The following is a 26079-nucleotide window of genomic DNA, read 5'->3' as shown; positions in this document are numbered from 1 at the left end:
CTAACACATGTGCAAGACGGTTTTCATGGCTGAACTGGCCGGGTCTTTCGCAGAGAACAAGGACATTGCCCGGTCCATCCGGATTGTCCAAGTCGAGCCTGCCTTGGAGGCAGGCGAGGAGGTCGTTCTGGACTTTCAAGGGGTCACCGGGGCCACGCAGTCGTTCGTCCACGCCCTGATCAGCGAACCGATCAGAAGATTTGGCGACGACGTCTTCGACCGCCTCCTCTTCAAGAACTGCGCGCCTGTCGTTCAAGAGGTCGTCCGCACGGTCGCCGACTACATGCTCGAAAGCTGACGAGTCTAGGTTCAAATTCCCCAGTAGAACTTGGTTTTCTCATATCACGCTCTACTGGGATACTCACTCAGATTCGCCGCGGAGGAACTCCAGGATCTCTTCGGCCAACCTGGACGTGAAGGTCGGCACCGCCGCGATCTCCTCGGTGCTGGCCCGTCGTATCCCTTCGATCGAGCCGAATGTCCTCAGCAACAGCCGCCGCCGGCGTGGGCCGACCCCGGGTATCTCGTCGAGCACGCTGCCATGGAGCCGCTTGTCCCGCACCTTGCGGTGGAAGGTCAGGGCGAACCGGTGGGCCTCGTCGCGCAGCTTTCTCAGCAACATGAGGCCTGGTGAAGTGAGGGGTAGGACGACTTCGCGAAAGGTGTACTTGTCGCCGAGTTCGGTCCCGTCCACGAGTCGGGGGGCGTCGACCGGCACATAGACGACCTCGTGGCGCTTGGCCAGGCCGACCATCGGCACGGTGAGGCCGAGAGAGTCACGGGCCTTGAGGGCGGCACCGAGTTGTCCCTTGCCCCCGTCGATCATCATGAGGTCGGGGAGCTTGGCGAACTTCTCGTCTCCGTCCAGGTAGTTGCGGAGCCGTCGGGTGATGACCTCGTTCATCATCGCGAAGTCGTCCGGGCTTTCGGGGTGCCAACGGATCTTGAACCGGCGGTACTCCGCCTTGGCCGCCTCGCCGTTTTCGGTGACGACCATCGAAGCGACCGGGGCGGTGCCCTGCGTGTTCGAGATGTCGTAGCCTTCCACCCGCACGGCCGGGGTCGGCAGCCCGAGGGCCTCCGACAGTTGCTCCACCGCTTGCTCGGCCCAGGCCTCCTTCTGCTCCATCTCGAGGGCGAAGGTCTTCAGGGCCTGTTCCGCGTTTTGAGCGGCGAGGTCGACCAGGCGCATCCCTTCGCCGCCCTGGGGCACGTCGATGGTGACGGCGCCGCCTTTGCGTTGGCGCAACCACTGCTGGACAATGCCCTTTTCGGCGATCTCGACAGGCAAGAGGATCTCGCGCGGGATCTCCGGCGCGGCCGAGTAGTACTGCTTGACAAACTCCTGGACGGCGTCGGTCGGCGCCGCTTCGCTACTGCCGTCGAGGATGAACTGTTGCTGGCCGATCAACCGCCCACCGCGGATGTAGAGCATCTGGATGGCGGCGCCTCGGTCGTCCTTGACGACGGCGACGACGTCGCGGTCGCCCTGGTCGTCGCTGAGCACCTTTTGGCGTTCGAGGACGCTTTCGAGGGACGCCACCCGGTCGCGGATGAGGGCCGCCTTCTCAAAGTCCAGGTCGTCGGCGGCGCGGGTCATCTGAGCCCTCAGCTCTGCCACGACGCCGTCCTCCTTGCCCTCCAGAAACCGTTGCACTTGGCCGAGCACGTCGCCGTACTCCCCTCGGTCGGCCAGGCCGGCGCAAGGGGCGAGGCACTGCTTGAGGTGGTAATACAGGCAAGGCTTCTGCACGGCCGCCCCCGTCCAAGACTTGCCGCACGGGATTAAGGGGAAGGTCTTGTGGAGGAGTTGCAGGGTCTCGCGGACAGCGTAGGCCGAAGTGTACGGCCCAAACGTCTTCCCGAAACCCTTGCGCGGGTTTCGGGTGAAGAGCACGCGGGGGAACGCCTCCTTGGTGATGACGATGAACGGGTAGCTCTTGTCGTCGCGCAGGCGGACGTTGTAGGGTGGCCGGTGCTGCTTGATGAGGTTGCATTCCAGTACCAGCGCCTCGAGTTCGCTGTCGACGACGATCGTCTCGATGCGCCTGATCTTGCGCACCATCCGGCTGATGCGGTCGCCCAAGACCGCGCTGGGCCGGAAGTATGAGCGCACCCGCGAGCGGAGGTTGACCGCCTTGCCGACGTAGAGGACGGCGTCCTCCTCGTCGTGGTAGATGTAACAGCCCGGCTTGGTGGGGACCAGCTTCAGCTGGTCGTCCACATGCTCGTTAAGCGGTTTAAGGCGGGTGGTGCGCGCCGGCACGGTAGACATTAAACTACCACTGGCCGCGTAGTTCCAAGTACCTTTCGCGGGTGAGGTGGGTCAGCACTTCGTCGACGTAGCGTCCACGCTTCCAGCAGCCGGACGGCAACCGGCCATGCTCGACATAGCCCGACTTCTCCTGCATGCGTTTGGAACCGGCGTTGTGGTCCATATAGCTGCTGGTCAGGAGACGCAGGCCCAGGATGTCAAAGCAGTACATGGCACGGACCCGCGCCGCGTCGGTGCCGTAGCCCTTGCCCCTCTCGCGTGGCTCGGCGATGTAACTGCCCGTGTTAGCGCGGCCGTTCCTGAAGTCGATGTTATGGATTCCAGAGGTGCCGACGTGGACGCCCTCCAGGGTCTCGATGGCAAAGACGGTCTGGCGGTCGCCCGCGCAGGCAGACGCGAACCAGGCTTCCTCCTGGGCGCGGGTGGTCGGTGGGTCAAGAAGGAGGTTTTCGCACACCTCGGGGTCGTTGATCCACCGGTAACAGTTCTCGAAGTGGCGCTCCCGGTCAAGTGGGACCAGACGCACCAACTTGCCTTCGTAACCCTTGACCATCGAAAGAGTGTACAAAAGTGACAAAAAAAAGACCGGGCCGTTGCGATGGGGCGGCCCGGTCGACTCTCTTGCTTCGCTCTTCTCTGTCGTTGGCGCGTCGCGGACCTGGGGAGAGACTCCGGTTCTGCGACGACTGCTTGATGGGAGTAACAACCGCCAGGCCGGCCCCGTTCCCGGTCCCTTTCAAGGTCCCAAGGGGCGGCCCGGCAGGAGGAGCGCTATCGGCCTTGTCCGGGCCGGACTGAAAAGATCTGCATCGAGTCGCCTGCGTTCGCGGCGGCCAGGTACTTGCCGTCCGGCGTGAAGGCAAGGGGGCAAGGTGACGCCATGTCGTTGTAGGTGCCCAGACACTTGAGCGTGGTCAGGTCCCATACCTTGACCGTCCCGTCGCTAGAACTGGTCGCGCCGATCTTGCCGTTAGGTGAGACCGAGGCTCCCTTCACGTAGTCCTGGTGGCCTTCGAGGACTCCCCGATATTTCCGCCGCGCGAGGTCCCAGACATAAACGCGGCCGCTGCGGCTGCAGGACAGCCCGACCCGGGCCGACTTGTTCATCGCAAAGAAGTTGGAACCTTCGCCGGTGGGGTTGGTGAGCGTCGCGGCCAAATCACCCTTGGCGGTGTAGATCCGGATGCCCTCGCTCAGGGTACCGACGTAGATCGAGCCGGCGGGGCTATAGGCCAGACCGTAGAAGTTGGCTCCGTCGCCGTTGACGATGGCGACGGGATCGCCACCCTTCTTGTTCCAGACGCGAAGGGTGTCGTCGCGGGCGATGGTGGCGAACTGCGTCCCTCCGGGCGAGAACGCAATGGACTGGATGCCACGGCCATGACCCTTTTCCCTCGGGTAGGTGATCAGCTTTTGACCCCCGCGCACCTTGACCAGGTAGATCCGGCCGAGGTCGTCGCCGATGACCACCGTGCCGCCGTCCGGACTGATCGCCGCCGCCTGGACGGAGCTCTCGAACGCGGTCACCGTCGCAATGGACTCTTTCTTGGCCGAGTCCATCACCTTGACTTCACCGTTCTCCAGACCGGCAATGAACGACCCGCCCGAGTTGCCGGGAGAGACGGAGGTCAGTTTGAGGTTGTCATAACTCGCGTAGAGGCTGACCGAAACGGAGACCTGCCCCATGGCGAGGGTCGAGGCCAGTGCAAGGGTTGTCAACATGGTTCCAGTGTGTTTTGACGTGTCAACCCCAGCATTGTCACGGTCATTTGACCGGGATCACGAAGTCGCTGTCCGGGAAGGTGCCGCCAAACATCCAGTTTGTCGTCCAGAACATGTGCACCGGGGCTTTGTTCTCGTCATGGAAGGACGCCTTGACCGTGAGCGGGAGCCACCGGTGGCCGTCGATGACGATCTCCAGGCTGTCGCCCTCGACACCCTTCTTCCTGGAGACGATCCGGAAGATCGGACGCTTGACTTTGCTGACCGTGACTTCCTGTTCTTCCATCGTCGTGGTGCGTCCCGGGTCGGACGACAGGGCGTCGAGAAGTCGCCGCCACACCGGGGCGCCGTCCTGCAGGCCCGACATGATCTCGGCGGGGAACCGGGCGATCCAGGCGTCGACGTCAGCCCGTGACATCGGGCCGCTCGTCTTGCGGGGCGTCGGCTTAGTCCACACATAGCCTTCGTAGACCATGTTCCGCTTCCCGTCCCCCGCAAGCCGGTTGGGCGTCCCCTCGGTCTTGGGTAGGAGGTACTCGACCTTGTAGGTCGACTTGTCACGGACAAAGATGTCGATGTTGCCATGGGACTTGCCCTTGGGGCTCTCGTACTCCATGACCACGACGCCCTTGCCGTTCTTGAGCTGCTGGATCCCCGCGTCTGTTTTCGCGCCGAGATCGGCGAAGCCCATTTTCGACGGGCTGTAGCCGAGGTCCTTACCGGGTTTGACCTTGAAGACGTCGGGGTTGGTGACCGGACCGGTGACGGGCGGCAGGTTGGCCGGCTTAGGCGGGTCCGTCGAGTTCGTCGCGTTGGAGGACGGCTTCGGTGGTTCCGGGTTGGGCGTCAGTTCCTTGTTGCCTTGGCATCCGGTCAGGGCCAACAGGGCCAGGGCCACGGCGGAGAGGGTGACGCGCGACATCAATGCCCAGACGGATTGGGCCGGGCGGACGTTCGGGACGGTCATGAGAACGGGACGGTCGTCGCCGGTAGCGGGTGGTCAAGCCTGGCCCAGTACGAGAGGTCCAGGTCGGGGAACGGGGCGTCTTTGTGCTGGCAATCGGCAAGGAAAGCATCTTCCTCGCCGGTCAACACGCCGCCCTTATGGACACGTTCGGCCATGCCGGCGAGCCGAGTGAACCGTTCGATGTGGTCGTCAAAGCGGACTTCGGCGTAGTCACGTGCGGCCCAGGTCGAAATGAGGAACTGCCAGTCCGAAGCCTCGGCGAGCAGGAGCTCGCGTGCCGCCTGGGTGACGATCTCCTTGGCCGGCCCGTGGGCCATGGTCTGGGCCATCGTCCGCATCGTCTTTTGGGCCGGATAGAGCTTGTCCCACGTCCAGTGGTTGTCGGGGTTCAGCCACACCGAGTGGTAACCCCCTTCGCCCCAACTGCCCTCGGGAAGGTGGATCATATGCCGGGCCGGTTCCTCGTCGAGCACGTCGCCCCCGCTAGCCTGTTGGATGTCGGGGTCGGCGGCCATCCGGCGGCCCATCTCGTAGAGGAACTCCGGCCCTTCCCACCACCAGTGGCCGAAGAGTTCCGTGTCGTACATCGCCACCAGGGTCCCCGGGCGCCCCGATTGGCCTCGGTAATGGCCAAGCGTGCCCTTGACGATGTTCACAAAGTCGGCGGCATGGTCGCCGATGTTCTCGAACGCCGCCCACGGGTCGTACGGCTGCTTTTTGCCGAGGTCGCCCTTCTCCGGACTGATACGCCAATAGCGGTGCCTTCCCGGATAGAGCTGCTTGTGAAACTCCAGATAATGTTCGTCGCCCGGGTAACCGACGTCGCCTGACCAGACCTTGACCGTCGATTCGGGGTCGCGGCTGAAGCACACCGTCCCGTTGGGCAGCGCGTAGTGTTCGTATTCGCTGCGGTACTCGGCGGGTGGGGTGAACAGCTGCTTGCTGCGGGCGAACAACTCGGCGAGCTGGGGGAATTTCTGCCAGTACGTCCCCAGGGGCTCGCCGCCCCGGATCATGTGGCTGTCGACGAAGAAGTACTCGATCCCGTTCTCTTTCAGGAACTCACTGACGTCCTTGCGGTCCCAGACCGACTCGTCCGTCCCCGCCGGAGCTTTCCAGGCGTATCCCGGGCGGTATGCGCATTCAGGCAGCCAGATGCCGCGAGGCTTTTTGCCAAACCGTTTCTCGTGTGAGGCGACCGCCAGCTTGACCTGGGCTTGGACGCTCTCGTCGGTGCCGAGCAAGGGAAAGTAGCCGTGGGTCGCGCCACAGGTGATGAGCTCGACGCAACCGTCCTCCTCGAAACTCTGGAAGGCCCCGGTGATGCTCCTGAACCACTGGTGCTTGAACGCGACCAGGGCCTTGGTGAACAGGCGCTGCCACATCGCGGCAAGACCCTCCATCCAGAGCTCGTTCTTGGCGCGGAAGTCTTCCTGGTCGCGGATGGCGTACTGGATCTTCTCCTCGCAGTACTCCTCGAAACCGGCCTTGAACGCCTCGTCGTCCAACTGCTCGGCCAAGATCGGCGTGACATTGATCGTCCATCGGGGCTTGACCCCTTGGTTTCGCAGGCGGTCGAGGGCGTCAAGGATGGGCAGGTAGCACTCGACCGCGCTCTCGTTCAACCAGTCCGTGCCGTGGGGGCTCTTGCCGTGGCTCAGCACATAGGGCATGTGCGAGTGGAGGACGAGCATGAACCTGCCGACTGGCATGGGGGGATTATGACCGGCTCACCGGGTGAACAGGGCCGCGGTCAGGAAGTAGTTGGCGACGTAGATCAGGACCATCGTGATGACGACGGTGTTGGTGGTCGCCTTGCCTACGCCGACGGCTCCGCCCGACGTGCGCAAGCCTTGCTGGCAGGCGACGACCGCGACGATGAACCCGAACACGACCGTCTTGAGCATGCCGCCGGTGATGTCGCTGACCTCGGTGAACTGGCGGACCGACGACCAGAACGCCCCGTCGGCGACTTGACCGAGGGGGACGGCGACCAGGTAGCCGCCCGCGACCCCGGCGTACATGCCGACGACGGCCAAGACGGGAAGCATCGTCACCGCTGCGACGATCCGCGGGATGACGAGGTAGTTGGTGGGGTGGACGTTAAGGCTTCGGAGGGCGTCGACCTGCTCGGTGACCGCCATCGTGCCGATCTGGGCCGCCATTGCTGAGCCGCACCGGGCGGCGACCATGATCCCCGCGAGGACGGGCGCCAGCTCGCGGATGACGGCGAGGGCGACGGTGCCCCCGGCCAGGCTGCTCGCCCCGTAGCGGACGAGGAGTTGGGCGGAGTAGAGGGCGATGACCGCGCCGCTGGACATCGAGGTCAGGGCGACGATGGGCACACTGCGGACCCCGACAAAGGCCATTTGGTTGAATGTCTCTCCGACTTCGAACGGACGGCGGAAGAGTCTGGCCGCGACGTCGCCGAGCATGATGGCGCACTCGCCGACGAAGGTCAGCGCGGACATAACCGGGTTGGCGGGCGCGAGGGCCATCGGGACGCCGGGGAGATTACCAGCGCGGGCCCGTTGACGCCGCCGTCCCTCTGCTAAACTCCCTGCCCGTGAAGCGCACCGCACCCCCGTTCCCATGGCTCGCGCTGGCGCTCCTGGTCTTGTCGTTGGGTGCGTTCTGGGGAGTCCCCCGCCTCCTGCCCGAAGGCGGTGTGGGCGTCGTCTTTGAGGAGCAGGCCAAGTGAAAGTCGCGGTGATCGGATTCAGCCAGTCGGGGAAGACGACGCTCTACCGCGCCGCCAGCCGAGGCCAGGCCAAGGGTGACGTGACCGCCGTCCCGGTGCCCGACCCACGGTTCGACACGATCGTCGCCCAGGTGAAGCCAAAGAAGCAGACCCCGGCCACGGTGATCCTTCACGACGACTTGGATCCGGTGCAGGGCGGAGCGCAGAAGATGTTCAGCCAGCGCTTCTTGGACGAGGCGCGAAAGGCGGACGTGTACCTGCACGTGGTCCGGGCGTTCGAGTCGCCCACCTCGGCCTACCACGACGACGTCAACCCCCAGCGAGACTTAGAGGCGGTGGACGTCGAGATGATCGTCACCGACCTCGGCGTCGTCGAGAACCGCTTGGAGCGGCTCAAGAAGTCGCAAAACGTGAAGACCTCGGGGCATCCGGACATGCAGGAGCAGGTGCTCTTCAGCCGGATCAAAGAGCCCCTGGAGAACGGCACCCCCATGCGGGACATGGAGTTCGACGAGGAGGAACTGAAGATCGTCCGCAACTACCAGTTCCTCTCCGCCAAACCGACGGTCCTCGCCTTCAACGTGGGGGAAGACGAGGCGGCCACGCCGGGCCCGGCAGTCGCCAAGCTGATCGCCGAGCAAATGGCCAAGGGGACGCAGGCGTTTGCCGTGTCCGCGACCATTGAGGAGGAGATCGCCCAACTCGACGCCGCCGACCAACCTGAGTTCCTGGAGAGCCTCGGCCTGGAGGAGCCGGCCAGCCACCGCGTCGTCCAAGCGGTGTACGACGCCTTGGGCCTCCTCACGTTCTTCACCGCGGGTGAGAACGACACCCGCGCATGGCCGCTCAAACGTGGCTCGAACGCCCTGAAGGCGGCAGGCACGATCCACAACGACATCGCCAAGGGCTTCATCCGCGCCGAGGTCGTGCACTACGCCGACTATGTGGAGGCGGGCTCTCTGGATGCCGCGTACAAGGCCAACAAGATGCATCTGGAAGGCAAGGAGTACGTCATCCAGGACGGTGACCTGCTCCATATCCGCAACAAGAGCTAGGTCCGAAAATCCGTCAAGTGGGATAATCCCGACCGCCGATGTCGCTTTATCAGGGTCTGTTGCGCCCCTTGCTGTTCCGGCTTGACCCCGAGACCGCCCACAACCTGGCGGTGCGGGCGGTCGAGTCGGGGCTGGTGCGTGCCCCCCAGGCCCCTGCGTCCCCGCGCCGCCTGTTCGGCGTTGACTTCCCCAACGTCGTCGGTCTGGCCGCCGGGTTTGACAAGGACGCCCGGGCCGTCGACCATTGGCACAAGCTCGGGTTTGGCTTTGTCGAAGTCGGGTCGGTCACACGCCATGCCCAACCGGGGAACCCGAAGCCGCGCCTGTGGCGGTTCCCCGGACAGCGGGCCCTCGTGAACCGGATGGGGTTCAACAACGAGGGGGCGGACGCGATGGCCAACCGGCTGGAGCGGGCGGACCCCCGGATCCCTCTGGGCATCAACATCGGCAAGTCCAAGGTGACGCCGGCTGACGAGGCGGCCGAGGACTACGCGTTCTCGTTCCGCCGCCTCAAAGACTTTGCCGCGTACGTCGTGGTCAATGTCAGTTCTCCCAACACGCCGGGCCTGCGCGGACTGCAGGACAAGCAGCCCCTGACCCGGATATTGTGGCGGCTCCGCGAGATCGACGGGGCGAAGCCGCTTTTTGTCAAGGTCGCCCCGGACCTGGGCGACGGCGCCTATGACGACATCGCCGAAGTGGTCCACGACTTCGGGTTGACCGGCCTCGTCGTCTCCAACACCACGGTGGCCCGGCCGGGGATGCCGCCGGAATGTCCGACCGAAGGAGGGCTGAGCGGGGAGCCGTTGCGGCCGCTTGCCGACGACGCCCTGGCCCGCTTCGCAAACTTGTTGCCGGACGCCGTCCTCATGGGGGTCGGTGGCGTCATGGGCCCGGCGGATGCCCGCCGGAAGCTGGAGCTTGGCGCGTCCCTGGTGCAGGTTTACACCGGCTGGGTCTACGGCGGGCCCGACTTCGTCCCTGAGTTGGTCAGCGCCTTGTCGACGTCCATCGTCTAGCCCGTTCACCTGGCCGTGGGGCCGTCCTGTCTCAGACGGAAGACCTCCACGTCGACCCCGGGAGAGTAGTGGGCCAGGGGTGTCGTCTCGGGATGGGCCAGGCCGGCTGATTGCACCAGGGTCTCGCTGACCAGGTCCGCCGACACTTGCCGGACGCGGTACGGCTCGTGCCACACCTGGCCGGACACCAGCCGGCCCGCTTGGTGGGTGTAAAGGAGGTAGCGCTCGACGAGAAACTGCTCCAGTGTCCCCACCTGGGCTGGCCGCACCGGCCCGTCGCCGGAGACATGCACCTCGTAACGGGCCGAGGGCGCGGCAGCCCGCCTGCCACGGTAGACCAGACCACCGTCGGAGACGCTTTCCATGGACAGACGGGCGTAATGGTACGGCAGCTTGAACCATTGGCGACCCAGCCACGCCCCGACGCGGTTGGCGGCGTCGAGGCTGAAGAACCACACGCCGGGCGCCTGGCCCGCCCGATGGACGTAGGTGCGGACGTTAGTCTCCAAGAAGTGGCTCAGGCCAGGGACCGCAGGACAGAGACGGGGCCTCACGTCCACCATCCGGAACGGCACGACCCCGATGTAGGCTTTGCCCTCAAAGGTGTCGACGTCAAGCCCGGGCGGGAGCACGCGGCGGAGGTCGTCCGCCGGGACTTCCCAATGGAGGAACGTCAGATCGACCCACCGTTGGAACATGACGGGAGCCTCGCCGACCGGTCGCGGTGGCCGAGACCGCAGGCTCAAGTCCACGGACGGGGCCATCAACGACCGTCCGGCGTTCCCGTCTTTCGGTGCCGCAGGTACGTCGCCAGGCTTTCGAGCCGGTCGGTGCCGACCAAGTCGCATCCGGCGGCGAGTTGGTAACCCCACGATTTCTCCATGTCGGGTGCGCCCCAGAACCGCAGTTTCTGGCCCGCCTTGTGGCATCGGTCGGCAATGTCCTTGAGCCGGGCCGTCTCGTCCGCGGGCATGTCGCCTCGGCCGGACCAGGTGAACACACGACCCCAGTCCGCACTGACCAGGGGCACCTCGTCGGCCGCGTCCCCGATGTTCTCGAGCCGCCCGTCCAGGGCCAGAACCTTTTCCGGGTCCTTGGTGATGGCCGGGATGTCGCGGTCGCCGCTGACGACGGGGAGGACGGGCTTTCCCCGGCCGAAGACGTCCGGGTACCGCTTCAGCTGCCGCTTGAGCACCGGGACGACCGCGCTGCCGTCGGCTTTGACGTCGAGCAGGAGGACTACCGGCTTGCCGTCGCCGTACACCGAACCCTTGTGGCGGTGGACGGCCTCGGCCAGCGGCTTCAGGTAGAGGGCGTCGAGAGTCCGGCCCGCCTTGACTTGGTCACGGTCGTGGGCGACGAGTAGTTCGCCGTCCACGAGGTAGAAGTCGGCCTCGACGCTCCCGTATCCGTAGCTCATCGCCGTGGCCAGGGGCTTGGCGTGCATGTAGTCGTTGTGGGCGTGGGCTTGGAGCAGGGTTGACACTTGATGAAGGACGAGCGCGGCGAACATGCCGCTAGTTTCCCCTCTCTGGGCCGGAAAGGGACCCAGGGGCCAGGCTTGGTACACTGGGCAGACCTGGTTGTCGAGAGCCGTGGGGAGTCGCGTCGAACTGACCGTCCGCCAAACCCGCTGGCCCGCCGGGTGAATTACAGCAAGGATTCCCAACCGAAAATGAGAAAACCATCGTCGAGGGCCAAGAAGCCCTCCGTGCGCACATCCAAGACCGTCGCGGCGAAGCGCGACGCCTCCAAGCGACCCGACGAGATCGAAATCCTCGTCAACTGCAGTTCCCGCGAGACCCGCATCGCCGTCCTTGAGGACCGCCAGCTCATGGAGTACCGGGTCGAGCGGGAAGAACGCGTGGTCGGCAGCATCTTCAAGGGCATCGTCCAGAACGTCCTCCCGGGGATGGACGCCGCCTTCGTCGACATCGGCCTGGAGCGCAACGCCTTCCTGTACGTCGGCGACATCATCCCCGAGGACAACACGGACAACAGCCCGGCGAGCGTGCGCCGGTCTGAGTTGCGCCGCCGGAAGATCAAGGAGTTGATCCGCCCGGGCCAGGAACTGATGGTCCAGGTGACCAAGGGGCCGCGCGGCACCAAGGGCGCGCGTGTCACCACCCGCATCAGCCTGCCGGGCCGTTACGTCGTGCTGATGCCCGAGGGCAACCACGTCGGGGTCAGCCGCAAGATCGAGGACAGACGTGAACGCGACCGGCTGAAGAAGCTCGGCGACGCGCTGATCCCCGACGGCTTCGGGCTGATCCTGCGCACCGAGTGCGAGCAGCGCACCGAGGCGGAACTTCGGGCCGACATCCAGTTCCTCCAGCAGTTGTGGAGCCAAGTGCTGGAGCAGGCCAAGCGCCTTCGGGCGCCCGCGGTGGTCCACCGCGACCAGACCTTGCTCTACCGCACGATCCGCGACATCTTTGGCGAGGAGATCGACAAGCTGGTCATCGACGACCCCGAGGAGTACGAGAAGGTCAGCTTGGTCGCCGGCATGGTCGCCCCCAAACTGCTTGACAAGATCGCGCTCTACGACAAGGAGCAACCGATCTTTGACCACTACAACATCGAGAAGGACCTGGACCAACTGCTGGAGCACAAGGTTTGGCTCCGCAGCGGCGGGTACTTGATCATCGACGAGACCGAAGCGCTGACCGCGATCGACGTCAACACGGGCAAGCAGGTCGGCTCGACTTCGCTGAGCGACACGATCCTCAAGGCCAACATGGAGGCGGCCGACGAGGCGGCCCGCCAGCTCCGGCTGCGCGACATGGGCGGCATCATCGTCGTCGACTTCATCGACATGGAGAGTGCCGACGACAAGAAGAAGGTCCTCGACCACTTCGAGAAAGTGCTTGCCAAAGACCGCGCCCGGACCCGCGTGGGGCGCATCTCGTCGCTGGGCCTGGTCGAGATCACCCGCAAACGCACCGGTGAAAGCGTCACCGAGGCGATCACCCACACCTGCCCGACGTGCGAAGGCCGGGGCCGCATCCCCAGCACCGACACGGTCAGCGTCTGGATCGAGCGCGAGATGCGCCGTCGTCTGCGCGAGCCGGGCAACGCCTTCTACGTCGAATGCCATCCGGCCGTCGTCGAGGCCCTGATCGGAGGCGACGGAGAGTTCATCGAGGAGTTGGAGCACGACCTCAAGCGAGGGCTCTACATCCGCGCCAACGTGGATTTCGAGATCGACGAGTTCGAGATCATCGGCGGCAGCATCGAAGAGATGGACTCCACCCACATGGGCTATCGACGGGCCCAAGTGCTGGAAGCGAACATCCGCCGGTCGGCGGTCGAGGGCACGGACAAGGCGATCGGATGGACCGACCAAGGCTTCTATGTCGAACTCCTGGACGGCCGCGACTTGATCGGCCAACGGGCGAAGATCGTCCTGCAGGACATCCGACGGTCATATGCCGTCGCCGACGTCATCGTGTCGGGTTCGAAGCGCCAGGGCTAACGCCGGGGCGGGTCAGGCTTCGTCCGCGGAACCTAGCCTGACCGCCGGTCCAGGAACCATAATGACCTGGATGGCCGACATTGCTGCGGTATGGCACGAGGCGTTGCCCGAGATCATGGGCGGCGTGACGGGCGTCGGCGTGTGGACCGCGCTCAAAGCGGCGACCCCGATCGCCGTCGAGGACGGCGTCCTCATCCTTGGCCTTGACGACGGCTCCAACGAGCTGGCCGGCCACCTGCGCCTCGCCGCCCCGCGCAAGAAGGTCGAGGACACCGTCAGCCAAAAGCTGGGGAGTGCGGTGGTCCTCCGGGTCATTGCCGGAACCACGGCCCACGACTGGGAGCTCGAGAAGAAGCGCGACGCGGAGAAGCGTCGGTTGCAAGAGGCGGCCCTGGCCCGGAGCCGTGCCGAAGTCCTCGCGGGCAAGAGTTGGGAACAGATCTACGAGCAGTTGAGCCGGGAGTATTCAGCGACGCCGAACCGGAGCCTGCCCCAAAACCGGGCCAAGTTCCTGCAGTCTGCGATCGCCATCGTCGCCGACGCCTTGACGGAGACACCGGTGAACGACGAGCTGGCGGAACGGAACTACGCGCGGTGTCTGGAGCGGATCGCCCAGTACAGCGAAGTGCCCAGCACGATGGTCGCCATGCTGGTCCTTGAGAAGACCTTCAGCGGATGACGGCGGCGGTCGCGACGGTGTTGGGCAGCGGCACCAGTAACGGCGTCCCGAGCCTAGGCAAGGAGTATCCCGCCGCGTTCTTGGCCGACCCGCGCAACCACCGCTTGCGGTCCTCGCTGCTTTTGCGCGGGCCGACCGGAAACGTGTTGGTGGACTGCGGGCCGGACCTGCGCACCCAACTCCTGCGCGCCGGGTGCCTTGACTTGGAATGCGTCCTTGTCACCCACGGCCATGCCGACCACATCATGGGGATGGACGACCTCCGTGCGTTTTGCCTGAAGTACCAAGAGCCGATGACGGTTTACGCGAACAAGGCGACCCAAGAGGACGTCCGCCGGATCTTCCCGTACGCCTTCGCCGCCTTTCCCGACGGGGTCTTCGTCCCGCGGTTCGAGTTGCGTGACGCCCCCGACGTCTTGGAGGCGGGCGGGATGCGCATCGAGGTCTTTCCCGTCGAACACGGGCCGTTGGAGTGCCTGGCCGTCAAGGTGGGCGGATTCGCGTACCTGACCGACGTCAGCCGGATCCCGGAGGAGTCGATGGGGCGCCTGCGCGGCTTGGACACCCTGGTCCTCGACGCCGTGCGGTTCCGTCCGCACCCTAACCATTTTCATTTCGACCGGGCCGTCGAGGTCGCCTTGGAACTGGGCGCCCGCACCACCTATTTCACCCACTTGTGCGACGACTACGACCACGCGGAGACGGAGGCGAGGCTCCCCGCTCAGATCAAGTTGGCGTACGACGGCCTTGATATTCCACTTGAGACGTCCAGGTAGAAATACTTAAGACGGCGCGTCAAGTTTGCCCTACAGAGCGTCCTGAACTTTGCCAGTATTCATACCGTGGCAGCCTGTCATCAGAGCTACTGGGCGTGGGTATGGCGAAGGTCATAGCCGGCTTGATGGCTTTGGTCGCCTTGGGCGCGAGTGTGGTTTCGGGTGCAGAGACCTGGACATGCTTGGCCCGGGGCGGGATCGCCTACGTCGTGGGTCACGTCGCGGGAGCGTTTTGGGAGGCGCTCGCCAAGCGGGTCCCGCAGGTCGTCAAACAGGCTGAAGACAAAGAGGCGGAATATGACTATGAGGACATCGCCGCCTGAACAATCTGGGAGCCCTTTTTAGAATGCCATTGTCACCCGACCTGCTCCAGAGGACCTGGATCGACTACAAGGTCTACAAGAACCCGTCGGCACGGGTCGACCTGATCAACCACTATTCGTATCTTGTCAAGATCACGTCCGGCCGCCTGGTGACCAGCGTCCCGGGCGGTCTCGACCGTGACGACCTGGTGAGCGCCGGCGTCATCGGGTTGATCAAGAGCGTGGACCAGTACGACCCCACCCGGGACGTCAAGTTTGAAACCTACGCCATCGCCCTCATCCGCGGCGCGATCTTGGAGATGCTCCGCGACGAAGACTGGGTGCCGCGGTCGATCCGCGAGAAGCTCAAGGCCCTAGACCGCGCCCAGACGAAGCTGGAGACCGAGTTCGGTCGTCCGGCGACAGTGCGCGAACTGGGCGACTACCTGAGCCTGAGCGACCAAGAGGTGAACGACCTCCTCGTCCGCATGGGGCGCACCAACGTCTACAGTTTGGACGACGTGGTCGGTGGCGGCAGTCAGGACGGCGACGACCACATCCACTTTGTCGAGATGATCGTCGACGAAGAGGCCAACCCGGGCGTCGAGGTGGAGGGCAAAGAACTGCGCCGCATCATGGCGGCCGGGGTCGACCGCCTGCCCGAACGCGAAAGACTGGTCATCGCCCTCTACTATTTCGAGGGGCTGACCTTCAAAGAGATCGGCAAGGTTTTGGGAGTGAGTGAGAGCCGTGTGTACCAACTGCACACGCAAGCGATGGGTCGGTTGCGCAACTTTATGCGCGAAGAGGGGGCGGCACACGTCGCCTAGCGGCGGCCATGGACCAAATCAACCGGATCGTTCAAGTCAACCTTAACCAAGCAGCCCACACCTACGGCGTGGACCGCGACCGAAAAGAGCGCCCCAGCCAAGGCCGGGACGAACCCAAAGAAAGCCACCATGACGTTGTCGAGATCCATGAGGAAGTTCTTGACATCGAGCCCCAAGAAGACTCATCCGAACACCATGACGTCGATATTTCGGCCTAGGGCTGTGGCACACTTGACGCGGCCTTGTTGTTCGACAGGGAATGTCGGCGTCCCGCGACCCTCAGTTGGAGGGCTTTCGAGACCGAATACTTAGGATAGACATGATGACTAGGACTCGCTCCTTTGCCGGACTGGCGGTGATCGCCGGCCTTACCTTGCTCGCGGGCTGCAACAACAATTCCAGCGTCGCCAATGTCGCTGGTGACACCGTCACCCGCGACGAGTTCATGGAACAGCTTCAGACGAAACGGACCGTCCGCGTGAACGTGAACGGCCGCATCGCCGAGGTGCCTGTCGCCGATACTCTCGCCTTTCAGGCCATGCAAGAACTGGTGACGCGCAAGATCATCATGCAGTTGGCCAAGGACGAGGGCGTCGCGCCGACCGAAAAAGAGGTCGATGACGAAATCGCCTTCCGCACGAAACTGGACGGCACGTTCATCAAGAACCTCCAAGCCATCGGTTTCACCCTGCAAGGTATCCGCCAGAACATCATGTCCGAGCTGGCCCAAGAGAAGATCATCACGAAGGGCATCACCGTCACCGAGGCCGACGTCGACCAGTACATGAAGGACAACCCGAAGCAGTTCATCGAACCAGCCAAGGCGAACCTGACGTTTATCTTTGCCAAGAGCGAGGAAAAGAAAGCCGCCGCGCAGAAGGCCTTGGACAGCGGCATGTTGTTCAAGATGGCGGCCCGCCAGTTCAGTGAGGCACCGAACGCCGCCGAGAACGAAGGGCGCTTTGCTATTCAAGGTGCGACCAACGCCACCGGCGACACCGACCTGAGCAAGCTGAGCCCGGAAATCCGTGGCCCGATCGAAAGCACCGAGACGGGCAAGGCGACCGACTGGATCAAGGCCGGCACGAGCTATGTGAAGTTCTTTGTCAACTCCAAGACGTCGGCGAAGCCGATCGAGATGACCAAGGAGAAGAAGGAACTCCTGCGGCGCCGCCTTGCCATCCAGCGCGGCAGTGCGGCAAGTGACCTGACCCGCCGCGTGGCTGACAAGTTGAAGGCGGCCAAGATCGAAGTCTCCGATCCGTCGCTGAAGGATATGTGGGCCAAGTTTGAGGAGCGCCTCAAGGAATCGGCCAAGGACACCAAGTTGCCCGCCACGACCACCGGCGGTTCTGGCGAGACCCCGCTGCCGACGACGGGTTCGACGACCGGTACGACTACGGGTAACACCACCGGCACCCCCACGCCGCCCAACACCTCGGGCAGCGGTGGGCCCCAGCCGACGACGACGACCGGCGGCTGATCCAGCCGCCCTGAAAAAAAAGCGGGCCCCGTCCACACCGGACGGGGCCCGCGTCTTTGTGTCGGGGCCGAGGTCAACTCGCCTGAGCGAACTTGGCGAGGTTCTCCAGGAGGAGGTCGCAGTCCTGCGCGTTGAACTCGTCGGTGGCGACGTATTCCTGCAAGGCGTCGTGCATCCCGGCGAAGTCGGGCGAGACCCAGCGGCCCAGGGGGGCCTTGTCAGAGTCCAGCTTGACCAAGGTCACGCGGAAGCCTGCCTGCAATTCTTGGTCGCCGGTCCAATGGAGGCCGCGTTCCAAGAGGTCGTGGATGGAAGTGTAAACGCCGCCCACTTGTGAACGGCCGTTGTCGCCGAGAACTTCGGTGACCCAGTACAGCTTACGAAACTTCATCGTTTCAAACCCTTACTGAGTCATTATTGTACCGAAATCACGCAGTCCACAGGAACGGCTCGGCGTCGGTGAGCACTTTTCCGTGCTGCTCGATCGCCCGCAACATGTACTCCGGCAGGGTGAACATCGCCTGGTGGAAACGCGGGGTGTAGTAGCGGTTGGCGACGCCCCGGTCGGCGTGGCGCCGGGCGATTTCTTCCTGGCTCAGAGCCAGCGGGTCGTGCTTCTTGCTGGCGAGGATGAAGCCCCAAGGCATTTGGAACGTCGTCACTAACCCGTAGTAGCCGCGCACGTAGGCGAACGTGTCTTTCATGGAGTCCAGGGTCGCGAAGATCTGGCTGAAGAGGTAGGGGTAGGTCTCGTTGCACGCGCCGGACTGGAGGACGAAGACGCCGTCGTCGGACAGGGACGCGGCGACATGCTGGAAGTACTCCTTGGTGTACAGCATACGGGCCGGGCTCCCCTCGTGCGGACCGGGCAGGTCACTGAGGACGACGTCGTAGCCGAACCCTTTGTGGTCCTCGATCCATTTGCGTGCGTCAAGGTGGTAGAGGTGGGCCCTCGGGTCGTCGAAGCAGTCGTGGTGCCACTCCTTCATGTGGACCTTCACCCACTGGACCAACTCCTCGTCGAGGTCCACCATGTCGGCGTGCTCCACCGTGTTGTGCTGCAGGGCTTGCCACAGGGTGGCACCTTCGCCACCACCCGCGACAAGGACCTTCTTGGGATTGGGGTGCACGGTCATGGCGGGCTGGACCATGGACTCGTGGTAGACGTACTCGTCAAGGAGGCTGGACTGGATCTTGTAGTCTAGGAACAGCGTCTTGCCCCAAACCGGCACATCGACGATTTGATACTGCTGGTACTTCGATTTGCCTTCGACAAGGAAGCGGTCGATGGAGAAGAACCACGTGACGCCCTCGGTGTGCGTCTCGGCGATGAACATGCCGGTGCTTTGGGAGAACAGCTTCTCACTCATGGAAGTCCGCGAGAGGATAGCACCAGACGTCGGGGGTCGGCAGACTTCGGTCCCCGACGTCTGGTCGGGGACCGAAGGTTGGGATCAGAGGTCGACTTCGCTCTGGATACCGCGGCGGACGACAAGGAACTTGATCCGTCCCGGCTTGAACCGGTCGCGTAGGACTTCGATAGCCCGGTCGACATGGATCGTGCCGCCGCAATAGAAGAGGTCGACCGCCGCGTAGCCGTGTTCCGGCCAGGTGTGCACGGTGTAGTGCGACTCCTGGATGATCACCGCGCCCGAGACGCCGAACGGCTTGAACTCGTGGAAGGAATGCGTGACGATCGTCGCCTCGCTGGCGCGGGCGGCGTCCAGCATGGCGGCACCGACGGACATCTCCTTCTCAAGCGCCTCGTGGTCGCAATCGAACAACTCGATCAGGAGATGGGACCCGAGTGAGGGCTCCTCCCCTTGGGTGGGGGGCAGACCTTGGGAGTCTCGCCCGAGCCAGTGGTTGAAGTCGTCGGCGTCCTCGCTGTGCACGAGCTGCCAACCGGCCTCGTTTTCGATCCGCGGCGGAGCCGCGACCATGTCCTTTCGGTTTTTGCGGCCCAGCATGCGCCGGAACCAGGCCTGGCGTTGGGCGCTAGCCAACGGAACAACGACCGCGGCACAGGCCGCGAACAATGGAGTCAGTACTGTGGTAGCCAATCAAGTTTCCCTCACGTTGGTCTCGACCGACTCCGCCCCGTGGGGCGAGGTCGGTGGAGAAACCCGACCGAACGACAAAACTGAGGCCCTGCAGGCCGTTCGTAACCCGACAAACCAGGGGACCGCCGCTTTGAGAGCACCTGTCCTCCTGACCTGTTCCCGCCTCGATTAAGACAGGATGGTCCTCAGCTTTCGGCGCCAGCTACCGGTCACCCGACGTCTGCCGCGCGGACGCATGATACCAAACGCTAGGTTCGAAATCAAGCGATGGGGCCCATGACGGGAAGGTTGTCACTGACCGCCCGGCACCACAGTTTGTTAGACGGCACTTTTCTGGCCAAACACGATCCCTGTCGCTAAAGGACCCTGCCTTCGGCCATATGGACGGCCCGGTCCACCCCGTCGAGCATCGTGGGGTCGTGGGTGACCACCACCAAACTGCCGTCGCCACGGTGCCGTCGGAGAAGGTCCATGACGCGCACCCCCGTCGCGTGGTCGAGCGCCGCGGTCGGTTCGTCGCAGAAGACGACCTCGGGCCGCCCCAAGAGCGCCCGCGCCACGCACACGCGTTGCCTCTCGCCGCCGCTGAGTTCGTGGGGTAGGCGGTGCGATTTCTCTGACAGGCCCACGGCATGAAGAAGCTCGGCGGCTTCGTCCCGGGCGTCGGCGTCGGGGCGGGCCACAAGGATGTTCTCCAGCGCGGAGAGGTAGCCGACCAGGAACGGGTGCTGGAAGACAAACCCGAAGGTCCTCAGGCGCAGGTTGCTGCGTTCCGCGTCGGAAAGCTCGTCGAGACGACGACCACGGTAGAGGGCACGGCCGGAAGTCGGCACCTTCAGGCCGCTGAGCATGTAGAGGAGCGACGACTTTCCCGAGCCGCTTGGCCCCAAGATGCCCAGGAACTCACCCGGCCGGACTTCCAGGTCCACCTCCCGACAGGCGTAGACGTCGCCCTCCTTGTCGCGATAGACCAGGGACGCCTGCTCCAGGGCCGTCACACGACCCTCCTTTCGACCACCGCGACAGGGTCAAAGGTGCGGAACCGGTGCAAGACCGTCGCCAAGGCGACGGTGTAGATCGCGACGGGCACGGGAAGGGTGTACATGTAGGCGGTACGGTCAAGCGGGTCGAGCATGAACGCCCGGGGATCCATGAGCGACGCCTTGACGACGTTGAGGAGCGCGTAGGCCACCAGCACTCCGGCGACCCAGCCGCCGACCACGACGGCGGTCATCTCTCCCATCACCCGGCCCAAGATCGCCCTCTTCGTGTATCCGAGGGCCTGGAGCAGGCCGAACTCTTGGACACGCTGGGCCAGGAAGATGCTGATGAGCATGCCCATCATGATCGTGATGACCACGACGAGCAGACCGATGACGACGTCGAGGATCTTGTACAGGATGTTGAACATCTCTGCCGTGTCCTTTTCCAGCTTGTGGTAGGCAAAGACACGCGCCCGCTCGCCGGTGAAGCGCTTCTCGGCCCAGTGGTCAAACTGGCGTTGCTCGTCGGCGTCCTTGGCGAAGACAAGAAGGGCGTCGACCGGGGGGAAGTGGTTCTCGGCGACGTAGTCGTAAGGCATGGCCGCGACCCATTCCGGCGAGTGGACCATGCCGACGACGCGTACCTCGTTGGGCGAGTACGCCTCCGGCTTGTCCGGCCCGAGGATGATGTCGCCAAGCTTGACGTGAAGGTTGCGCATCACCGGTTCGCTCAAGACGACGGCGGCCTCACCCGGCCTGGGCAGGCGCCCGTCGAGCTTTCCCGGACCGACATGCTCCATGTAGTAGGGGAAGTCTTCCGGTTTCAGGGCGATGATCACGAACGGCCATTTGCCGACGATGCTCATGACGTTCAGGTCCAGACCCCTCACGTACATGATCCGGTCGGGTTTGACCGGGCTCTCCTGCTCCACCGTCTCTTTGATGCGTTCGGTCTGGGTGGGGTCGCCCCGCGGGGTCAGGCCGGCGTAGTGGCGCGAGTAGCTGTAGATGGTCCGGATGCTCAGGGGGATCGAGTCCATCATCGAAACGATGCCGCTGACAAGCATGACGGCGAGCACGATGACACCGACGAGCGGGAGGGACTTGCCCTTGTTCCGCAGGAGGTAGGTGGCCGACCGCAGCGGCCCCCGCGTCCGCACGGCGCTACCCGGCCTCCGGCCGTCGGTAACGGAGGAAGACTTCGTCGCCGACTGGTTGGCAACTCACGAGGCGGAAACGGAGCAGTGACGACCGAGGCAAGGGCTCGCCGCCAGCGTAGGTGGGGACGTCGCGTCCGAGCTTGATCTTGGGGGCAAGGGTAAGGAACAGTTCGTCGACGAGCCCTGCCTGGAGCAACCCGGCGTTCAGTTCGCTGCCACCTTCCACCACAAGCCGTTCGATGCCATGCTCCCGCCGGACCGTGCCGAGGACCCGCGACCAGTCGGTCGCTCCACCTGTGTCGACGCATTGGGTGCCCGCAGGCAAAGCGGACGCCGGGCCGACGACCCAGGCTTGGTCGGGTGCGTCGGTGAAGAACCGGGACTGCCAGTCCAGTGCGCCGCCGCGGGTGGCGACGTACCGCTTGAGTTGCCGCGGGTACCAGAGACCCGGAGTGGCGCGCATGAGGCCGGCTCCCACGAGCACCGCGTCGCCCGCGACCTCGATCTGGCGCATCGTGGCGTGGTCGATGGCCGAGCCTAGGTCCTCGACGGTCTCGTCGCGCCGCCCGCTGACCGTCTTCCCGTCGATCGTCGCCACCATGTTGATGACGACGTAAGGCCGGTCCGAAGGCGCGGGCCCGAAGGTCAGGCCGGGATAAACACCATCCGCCACATGGACGATTGTGGCGGCGCGGCTTAGGCGGCTTGGGCTAAGGTCTCGTCGTCGGGCAGGGCGGCCTTGACAAGGTCGGCCACCGAGCGGCCGCTGTCCGGGCCCGTGGCGAACCCGAAGCGGACCTTCATCGGGCTGTTCGGCGCGATGCGGCCGACGGCCCACCGGCCGAACTTCGTCTCGAGGCGTTGGCAGACCGTCTCGGCAGTGTCACCGGTCGACGGCAAGATGATGCCGAACCCGTGCTGCCCGTGGCGGCAGACTATGTCGAGGGCGCGCACGCTGGACCGGAAGAACTCGGCCGCGTCTGTGACGAACTCCTTGACTCCCTGCTCGCCGAAGAACCCGCGCATGTTTTGGACGCCGGTGATCTCGACCATGACGATGCTGACGACCCCGTTGTGGCTGCACACCCGGTGTAGCTCCTCTGTCAGGCGTGATTTGAAGTAGGCCTCGGTGTACGCGCTGGTCTCAGGGTCCATCACCTGGTCAGACTGGTCGGGGCGGGCGAGGCGGAGCAGGCGGTCCTGGTCTTCCTCGGCGGTGAGAATGCGGCGTAGCTTGGAGAGCGACTGGCGCAGGATGTGGGAGACGTAGTTACAGGAGATGCCCAGCCGGGCGGCAATCTCGGTCTGGCTGAGGGCGTCGAAGTGGAAGAGAACGAGGACCTCGCGCTCAAGGTCACGGAGTTGTTGCATCGCCGTCTCCAGCACGACGCGGTCCTCGACGCTGGTCTGGGCGCCTTGGACGAGGCTCCCGTCCAAGCGCTCGACGTCGCTGTCCGCCTCGTCGTCGTCATTGGGCGTGGCGTCTAGGCTGGCGACCCGGAGCATGTCGTGGGTCGCGTTGACCTCTTGGACGGCCGATTCGCTCACGCCGATCCGTTCGGCGACCTCGCGGTCGGTCGGGACCCGCCCCAACTCGGCCTGGAGGACGGTGGTGGCGCGGTTGACTTTGTGACGGAGCTCTTGGAGCCAGGCTGGGTGGCGGATCGTCTGGGCCCGGTCGCGCAGGTAGTGCTTGATCTCTCCGGCGACCAGGTGGGTGGCGTACGTGTTGAAGCGGACGCCGGCGGCGGGGTCGAACTTGCTGAGCGCGTTGAGCAGGCCGATGTAGCCGACTTGGGCGAGGTCGTCGACCGACTCGACCCCACTGAACCTTCTCGCGATGCGCTCCACCATGCCCGCGTAATGCAGGATCACCAGGTCCTTGAGGTCTGGCCTGGGATCCGCCAGGTACTCAAGGATCAACTGTTCGGCGTCTGCGTTCCTCTTTGCCAATGCTTCCGACATGTTCGCTCCGTGACCGTCACGCGGAAATCCTTTCCCGCGCCCAAGGGCTGACCGGCGTCCTGCCGTGACCCTTGGCTTTGATTGGCCCTGCGCCGCATCCTGCGGCGCCGGCCTGATATTCAGTTGTTATGCAGTTGTCTCTAGGCTCGCGTCACTTGACGCCGTTGACCAGGGTGAAGACCGGAGTCATGACCGAGATGGCGATGAAACCGACGACCAGGCCAAGAAAGATGATGAGCAAGGGCTCGATCATCGATGTCAAACCTTTCACGGTGGACTCGACTTCGGCGTCGTAGAAGTCGCCCACTTTGACCATCATCTCGCTGAGGCGGCCCGACTCTTCACCGACGTCGATCATGTGGGTGACCATGCTGGGGAAGAGGCCGCTCTGGGCTAGCGGGGCGCTGAGTTTGCTACCCTCGCGGATGCTGTTGCGGGTGTGGTCGATCGCCTCGGTGAGGACGGCGTTGTTGAGGGTCTCGCCGACAATCTCGAGGCTCCGCATCATCGGCACGCCGCTGTTGATCAGGGTGCCGAACGTGCGGCAGAACCGGGCGACGCTCATCTTGAGCGCTAGTTCTCCGATGATCGGGAACTTCAGCTTGATGTAGTCCAACTGGTGCTTGCCCTTGGGTGTCTTGGCGTACGACTTGATGCCGAAGAAGATCGCGCCCAAGACGAGCAGGATGACCCACCAATACGCCGCCATGAAGTCACCCATCGCGAAGAGCATGGCGGTGACGAACGGCAGCTTGACGTCCATGCCGTTGAAGATCTCCTTAAACTTCGGCAGGACGAAACTGAAGAGGACGAACAGCATCAACTGGCTGAAGCAGATGACCAAGACCGGGTACATCATCGCCGACTTGATCTTCGCCCGGACCTCGTTCTCGTACTCAAGAAAGCCGCTGAGGCGGTCGAGGATGACGTCCAAGATGCCGCCGATCTCGGCGGCGCGCACCATGTTGACGTAGAGTTTGCCAAACACCACCGGGTGCTTGGCCATCGCCTCGTTGAGGGTCGAACCGCCCTTGACGTCGGCGGTGATCTGCTCGAGGGCCGGACGCATGAACGGGTCCTTGGTCTGCGAAGACAGGATCTCCAGGCAGCGCAGGATGGGGATACCCGCGTCGATCATCGTGGCGAACTGCCGCGAGAAGACGACCAGCGCCTTGGGCTTCATCTTGCCCCGGGCTTTGCCCGTCTGGACCTTACGCTTGGTCTCCTTGACCTCGACGACCTGCAGGGAGAGCTCGCGCAGACGGCCGATGACCGCCGACTCGTTCTCCGCGTCGAGGACCGATTTGATCTCCTTGCCGGTGTTGTCAACGGCGACGTAAGCAAACTGAGGCATCCTGGCGTACTCCTAGCAGGGTGACCGACCCTACAAGGATTGTCGGACGGTCGTCCCCGGCCTACTTAGGGTCGCCCGTCAAATCTCCTGGGCCTTCTTTACGCGTCACGGAGTCGGTCGGGGTTGAGGCCTTGGAGTTCAGGCAAGGTGAACAGACCGTCCTTGCGCACGAGGACGTCGTCAAACCACACTTCACCCCCGCCGTAATCGGGGCGTTGGATACAGACGATGTCCCAGTGGACGGCGCTCTTGTTTTGGCCGCCTCCCTTGCCTTCATAGGCGTTGCCGGGAGTCAGGTGGAAGGAACCCGCGATCTTCTCGTCGAACAGGGTGTCCTTCATCGGATGCAGGACGTAGGGGTTGTAGCCGAGCGACCACTCACCAAACGAACGGGCACCCTCGTCGGTGTCGAGGATGGCGTTGACCTTGGCGGTCTGCTCGCCTGCCTCGGCCTCGATGATCCTCCCGTCCTTGACCACAAACCTGATGTCCTTGAACTCAGTCCCCTGGTACAGGCTGACCGTGTTGTATTGGACGGTGCCGTTGGCCGAGCCGGCGACCGGGCAACTGAAGCACTCGCCGTCCGGAATGTTGCGCTCGCCGTGGCAGCTCTTGCTTCCGACGCCCTTGATGCTGAATGAAAAGTCGGTGCCGGGCCCCACAAGCCGGACGCGGTCGGTGCGGTCCATCAAATCGACAAGCGGCTCGGCGGCCTTGGCCATCTTCGAGTAGTCCAGGGTGCAGACGTCGAAGTAGAAGTCTTCAAAGGCGTCGGTAGGCAGCTTGGCGAGCTGCGCCATGCTGGGCGACGGCCACCGCATCGCGACCCACTTGGTGTTGGGGACGCGGCACTCCAAGACGACTGGGGTGGTGTAATGCTTTTCCCACAAGTTCAGGGTTTCGGTGGGGACGTCGCCGAGTTCGCTGGTGTTGTCTCCTCCGCGCAGTGCTATGTAAGCGGTCATCTTCTGCATCTCCGCGAGTTCGGCGGCGGCGATCAGTTTGGCGTTTTGCTCGGTCATTCCAAGGAGGAGCCGACGCTTGATCCGGTTGCTCTCCAGCCTGACGACGACGTTAGCGCCGGTCGCTTGGGCGACACGGACAAACTCGGCGACGACTTCGTCGGGAATGTCGACGGCATGGACAAGGACGTTGTCCGCTGAGGAGAGGTGGGTGGAGCGGGAGCAGATGTTCTCCGCCAGCCGCGTCACGCGGGGGTCAAGCATGGGTTGAACCATACCTTTCCGATCCTGAAACCACCACGCAAGGA

27 protein-coding genes are annotated in these 26079 nt (G+C 64.1%); 10 read left to right on the top strand and 17 right to left on the bottom strand.

What is annotated here, in order from left to right; all coding sequences use genetic code 11:
* The first annotated feature begins 7 nt into the window (after positions 1-7).
* Complete coding sequence (locus KF857_12185; protein ID MBX3112753.1) at positions 8-298, top strand: STAS-like domain-containing protein; 291 nt, start codon at positions 8-10, stop codon at positions 296-298.
* 63 nt (positions 299-361) lie between these two features.
* On the opposite strand, the gene uvrC is transcribed toward KF857_12185, so the two are convergent.
* From uvrC to KF857_12155, 6 genes are all read right to left on the bottom strand, one after another.
* Complete coding sequence (gene uvrC / locus KF857_12180) at positions 362-2266, bottom strand: excinuclease ABC subunit UvrC (protein ID MBX3112752.1); 1905 nt, start codon at positions 2264-2266, stop codon at positions 362-364.
* Between the two features lie 13 nt (positions 2267-2279).
* Positions 2280-2828 carry a GNAT family N-acetyltransferase gene (locus KF857_12175; protein ID MBX3112751.1) on the bottom strand — a complete coding sequence of 183 codons (549 nt, stop codon included), beginning with the start codon at positions 2826-2828 and terminating at the stop codon, positions 2280-2282.
* A gap of 218 nt (positions 2829-3046) precedes the next feature.
* Positions 3047-3997, bottom strand: coding sequence for a WD40 repeat domain-containing protein (locus tag KF857_12170; GenBank protein MBX3112750.1), 951 nt, complete (start codon positions 3995-3997; stop codon positions 3047-3049).
* A gap of 43 nt (positions 3998-4040) precedes the next feature.
* Positions 4041-4919, bottom strand: a complete 879-nt coding sequence (locus KF857_12165) for a hypothetical protein (GenBank protein ID MBX3112749.1) — start codon at positions 4917-4919, stop codon at positions 4041-4043.
* 41 nt (positions 4920-4960) lie between these two features.
* Entirely contained in the window at positions 4961-6676 is a 1716-nt protein-coding gene (locus KF857_12160) for a DUF1957 domain-containing protein (protein MBX3112748.1), read from the bottom strand.
* A gap of 18 nt (positions 6677-6694) precedes the next feature.
* The gene (locus KF857_12155) at positions 6695-7462 is read right to left on the bottom strand and encodes an ABC transporter permease (GenBank protein MBX3112747.1); all 768 of its coding nucleotides are present in this window, start codon (positions 7460-7462) and stop codon (positions 6695-6697) included.
* Between the two features lie 199 nt (positions 7463-7661).
* Between KF857_12155 and KF857_12150 the strand changes: the two genes are divergently transcribed.
* A complete protein-coding gene (locus KF857_12150; protein ID MBX3112746.1) occupies positions 7662-8720 on the top strand; it encodes a YchF family ATPase in 1059 nt (352 codons plus the stop codon).
* A 38-nt stretch (positions 8721-8758) separates the two neighbouring features.
* Positions 8759-9739, top strand: coding sequence for a quinone-dependent dihydroorotate dehydrogenase (locus KF857_12145; protein MBX3112745.1), 981 nt, complete (start codon positions 8759-8761; stop codon positions 9737-9739).
* A 5-nt stretch (positions 9740-9744) separates the two neighbouring features.
* Here KF857_12145 and KF857_12140 read toward each other — a convergent pair whose 3' ends face one another.
* Both KF857_12140 and KF857_12135 read right to left on the bottom strand, forming a co-directional pair.
* Positions 9745-10503 carry a DUF2071 domain-containing protein gene (locus tag KF857_12140; protein MBX3112744.1) on the bottom strand — a complete coding sequence of 253 codons (759 nt, stop codon included), beginning with the start codon at positions 10501-10503 and terminating at the stop codon, positions 9745-9747.
* Positions 10503-11252 carry a hypothetical protein gene (locus KF857_12135; GenBank protein MBX3112743.1) on the bottom strand — a complete coding sequence of 250 codons (750 nt, stop codon included), beginning with the start codon at positions 11250-11252 and terminating at the stop codon, positions 10503-10505. The genes KF857_12140 and KF857_12135 overlap by 1 nt, the downstream gene beginning before the upstream one ends.
* Before the next feature lie 162 nt (positions 11253-11414).
* Here KF857_12135 and KF857_12130 point away from each other — a divergent pair, with 162 nt between their 5' ends.
* From KF857_12130 to KF857_12100, 7 genes are all read left to right on the top strand, one after another.
* Positions 11415-13214 carry an Rne/Rng family ribonuclease gene (locus KF857_12130; protein ID MBX3112742.1) on the top strand — a complete coding sequence of 600 codons (1800 nt, stop codon included), beginning with the start codon at positions 11415-11417 and terminating at the stop codon, positions 13212-13214.
* Between the two features lie 70 nt (positions 13215-13284).
* A complete protein-coding gene (locus KF857_12125; protein MBX3112741.1) occupies positions 13285-13893 on the top strand; it encodes a hypothetical protein in 609 nt (202 codons plus the stop codon).
* Entirely contained in the window at positions 13890-14669 is a 780-nt protein-coding gene (locus KF857_12120) for an MBL fold metallo-hydrolase (protein ID MBX3112740.1), read from the top strand. Before KF857_12125 ends, KF857_12120 begins: the two co-directional genes overlap by 4 nt.
* A gap of 125 nt (positions 14670-14794) precedes the next feature.
* Positions 14795-14992: a hypothetical protein gene (locus KF857_12115; protein ID MBX3112739.1), complete on the top strand. Its 198-nt coding sequence runs from the start codon at positions 14795-14797 to the stop codon at positions 14990-14992.
* Between the two features lie 23 nt (positions 14993-15015).
* The gene (locus KF857_12110) at positions 15016-15801 is read left to right on the top strand and encodes a FliA/WhiG family RNA polymerase sigma factor (protein MBX3112738.1); all 786 of its coding nucleotides are present in this window, start codon (positions 15016-15018) and stop codon (positions 15799-15801) included.
* Between the two features lie 8 nt (positions 15802-15809).
* The gene (locus KF857_12105) at positions 15810-16019 is read left to right on the top strand and encodes a hypothetical protein (protein ID MBX3112737.1); all 210 of its coding nucleotides are present in this window, start codon (positions 15810-15812) and stop codon (positions 16017-16019) included.
* A gap of 101 nt (positions 16020-16120) precedes the next feature.
* Positions 16121-17284 carry a SurA N-terminal domain-containing protein gene (locus tag KF857_12100; GenBank protein MBX3112736.1) on the top strand — a complete coding sequence of 388 codons (1164 nt, stop codon included), beginning with the start codon at positions 16121-16123 and terminating at the stop codon, positions 17282-17284.
* Between the two features lie 73 nt (positions 17285-17357).
* On the opposite strand, the gene KF857_12095 is transcribed toward KF857_12100, so the two are convergent.
* From KF857_12095 to KF857_12055, 9 genes are all read right to left on the bottom strand, one after another.
* The gene (locus KF857_12095) at positions 17358-17675 is read right to left on the bottom strand and encodes a hypothetical protein (GenBank protein ID MBX3112735.1); all 318 of its coding nucleotides are present in this window, start codon (positions 17673-17675) and stop codon (positions 17358-17360) included.
* Between the two features lie 37 nt (positions 17676-17712).
* Entirely contained in the window at positions 17713-18654 is a 942-nt protein-coding gene (locus tag KF857_12090) for a hypothetical protein (GenBank protein ID MBX3112734.1), read from the bottom strand.
* Positions 18655-18738: 84 nt separating this feature from the next.
* Positions 18739-19254, bottom strand: a complete 516-nt coding sequence (gene speD / locus KF857_12085) for an adenosylmethionine decarboxylase (GenBank protein MBX3112733.1) — start codon at positions 19252-19254, stop codon at positions 18739-18741.
* A 449-nt stretch (positions 19255-19703) separates the two neighbouring features.
* The gene (locus KF857_12080) at positions 19704-20345 is read right to left on the bottom strand and encodes an ABC transporter ATP-binding protein (protein MBX3112732.1); all 642 of its coding nucleotides are present in this window, start codon (positions 20343-20345) and stop codon (positions 19704-19706) included.
* The gene (locus KF857_12075; GenBank protein ID MBX3112731.1) at positions 20342-21490 is read right to left on the bottom strand and encodes an FtsX-like permease family protein; all 1149 of its coding nucleotides are present in this window, start codon (positions 21488-21490) and stop codon (positions 20342-20344) included. Before KF857_12075 ends, KF857_12080 begins: the two co-directional genes overlap by 4 nt.
* Before the next feature lie 4 nt (positions 21491-21494).
* Positions 21495-22163, bottom strand: a complete 669-nt coding sequence (locus KF857_12070) for a RibD family protein (GenBank protein MBX3112730.1) — start codon at positions 22161-22163, stop codon at positions 21495-21497.
* 23 nt (positions 22164-22186) lie between these two features.
* Positions 22187-23455: a sigma-70 family RNA polymerase sigma factor gene (locus KF857_12065; GenBank protein MBX3112729.1), complete on the bottom strand. Its 1269-nt coding sequence runs from the start codon at positions 23453-23455 to the stop codon at positions 22187-22189.
* A gap of 151 nt (positions 23456-23606) precedes the next feature.
* Positions 23607-24809 carry a type II secretion system F family protein gene (locus KF857_12060; GenBank protein MBX3112728.1) on the bottom strand — a complete coding sequence of 401 codons (1203 nt, stop codon included), beginning with the start codon at positions 24807-24809 and terminating at the stop codon, positions 23607-23609.
* 98 nt (positions 24810-24907) lie between these two features.
* On the bottom strand, positions 24908-26035 hold the full coding sequence (locus KF857_12055; GenBank protein MBX3112727.1) for an aminopeptidase: 1128 nt from the start codon (positions 26033-26035) through the stop codon (positions 24908-24910).
* Between the last annotated feature and the right edge of the window lie 44 nt (positions 26036-26079).

The sequence above is a fragment of the Fimbriimonadaceae bacterium genome (genome assembly GCA_019638795.1).
In the GTDB taxonomy this organism is placed as follows: Bacteria; Armatimonadota; Fimbriimonadia; order Fimbriimonadales; family Fimbriimonadaceae; genus JAHBTB01.
This window is presented reverse-complemented; position numbering and strand designations above follow the sequence as displayed.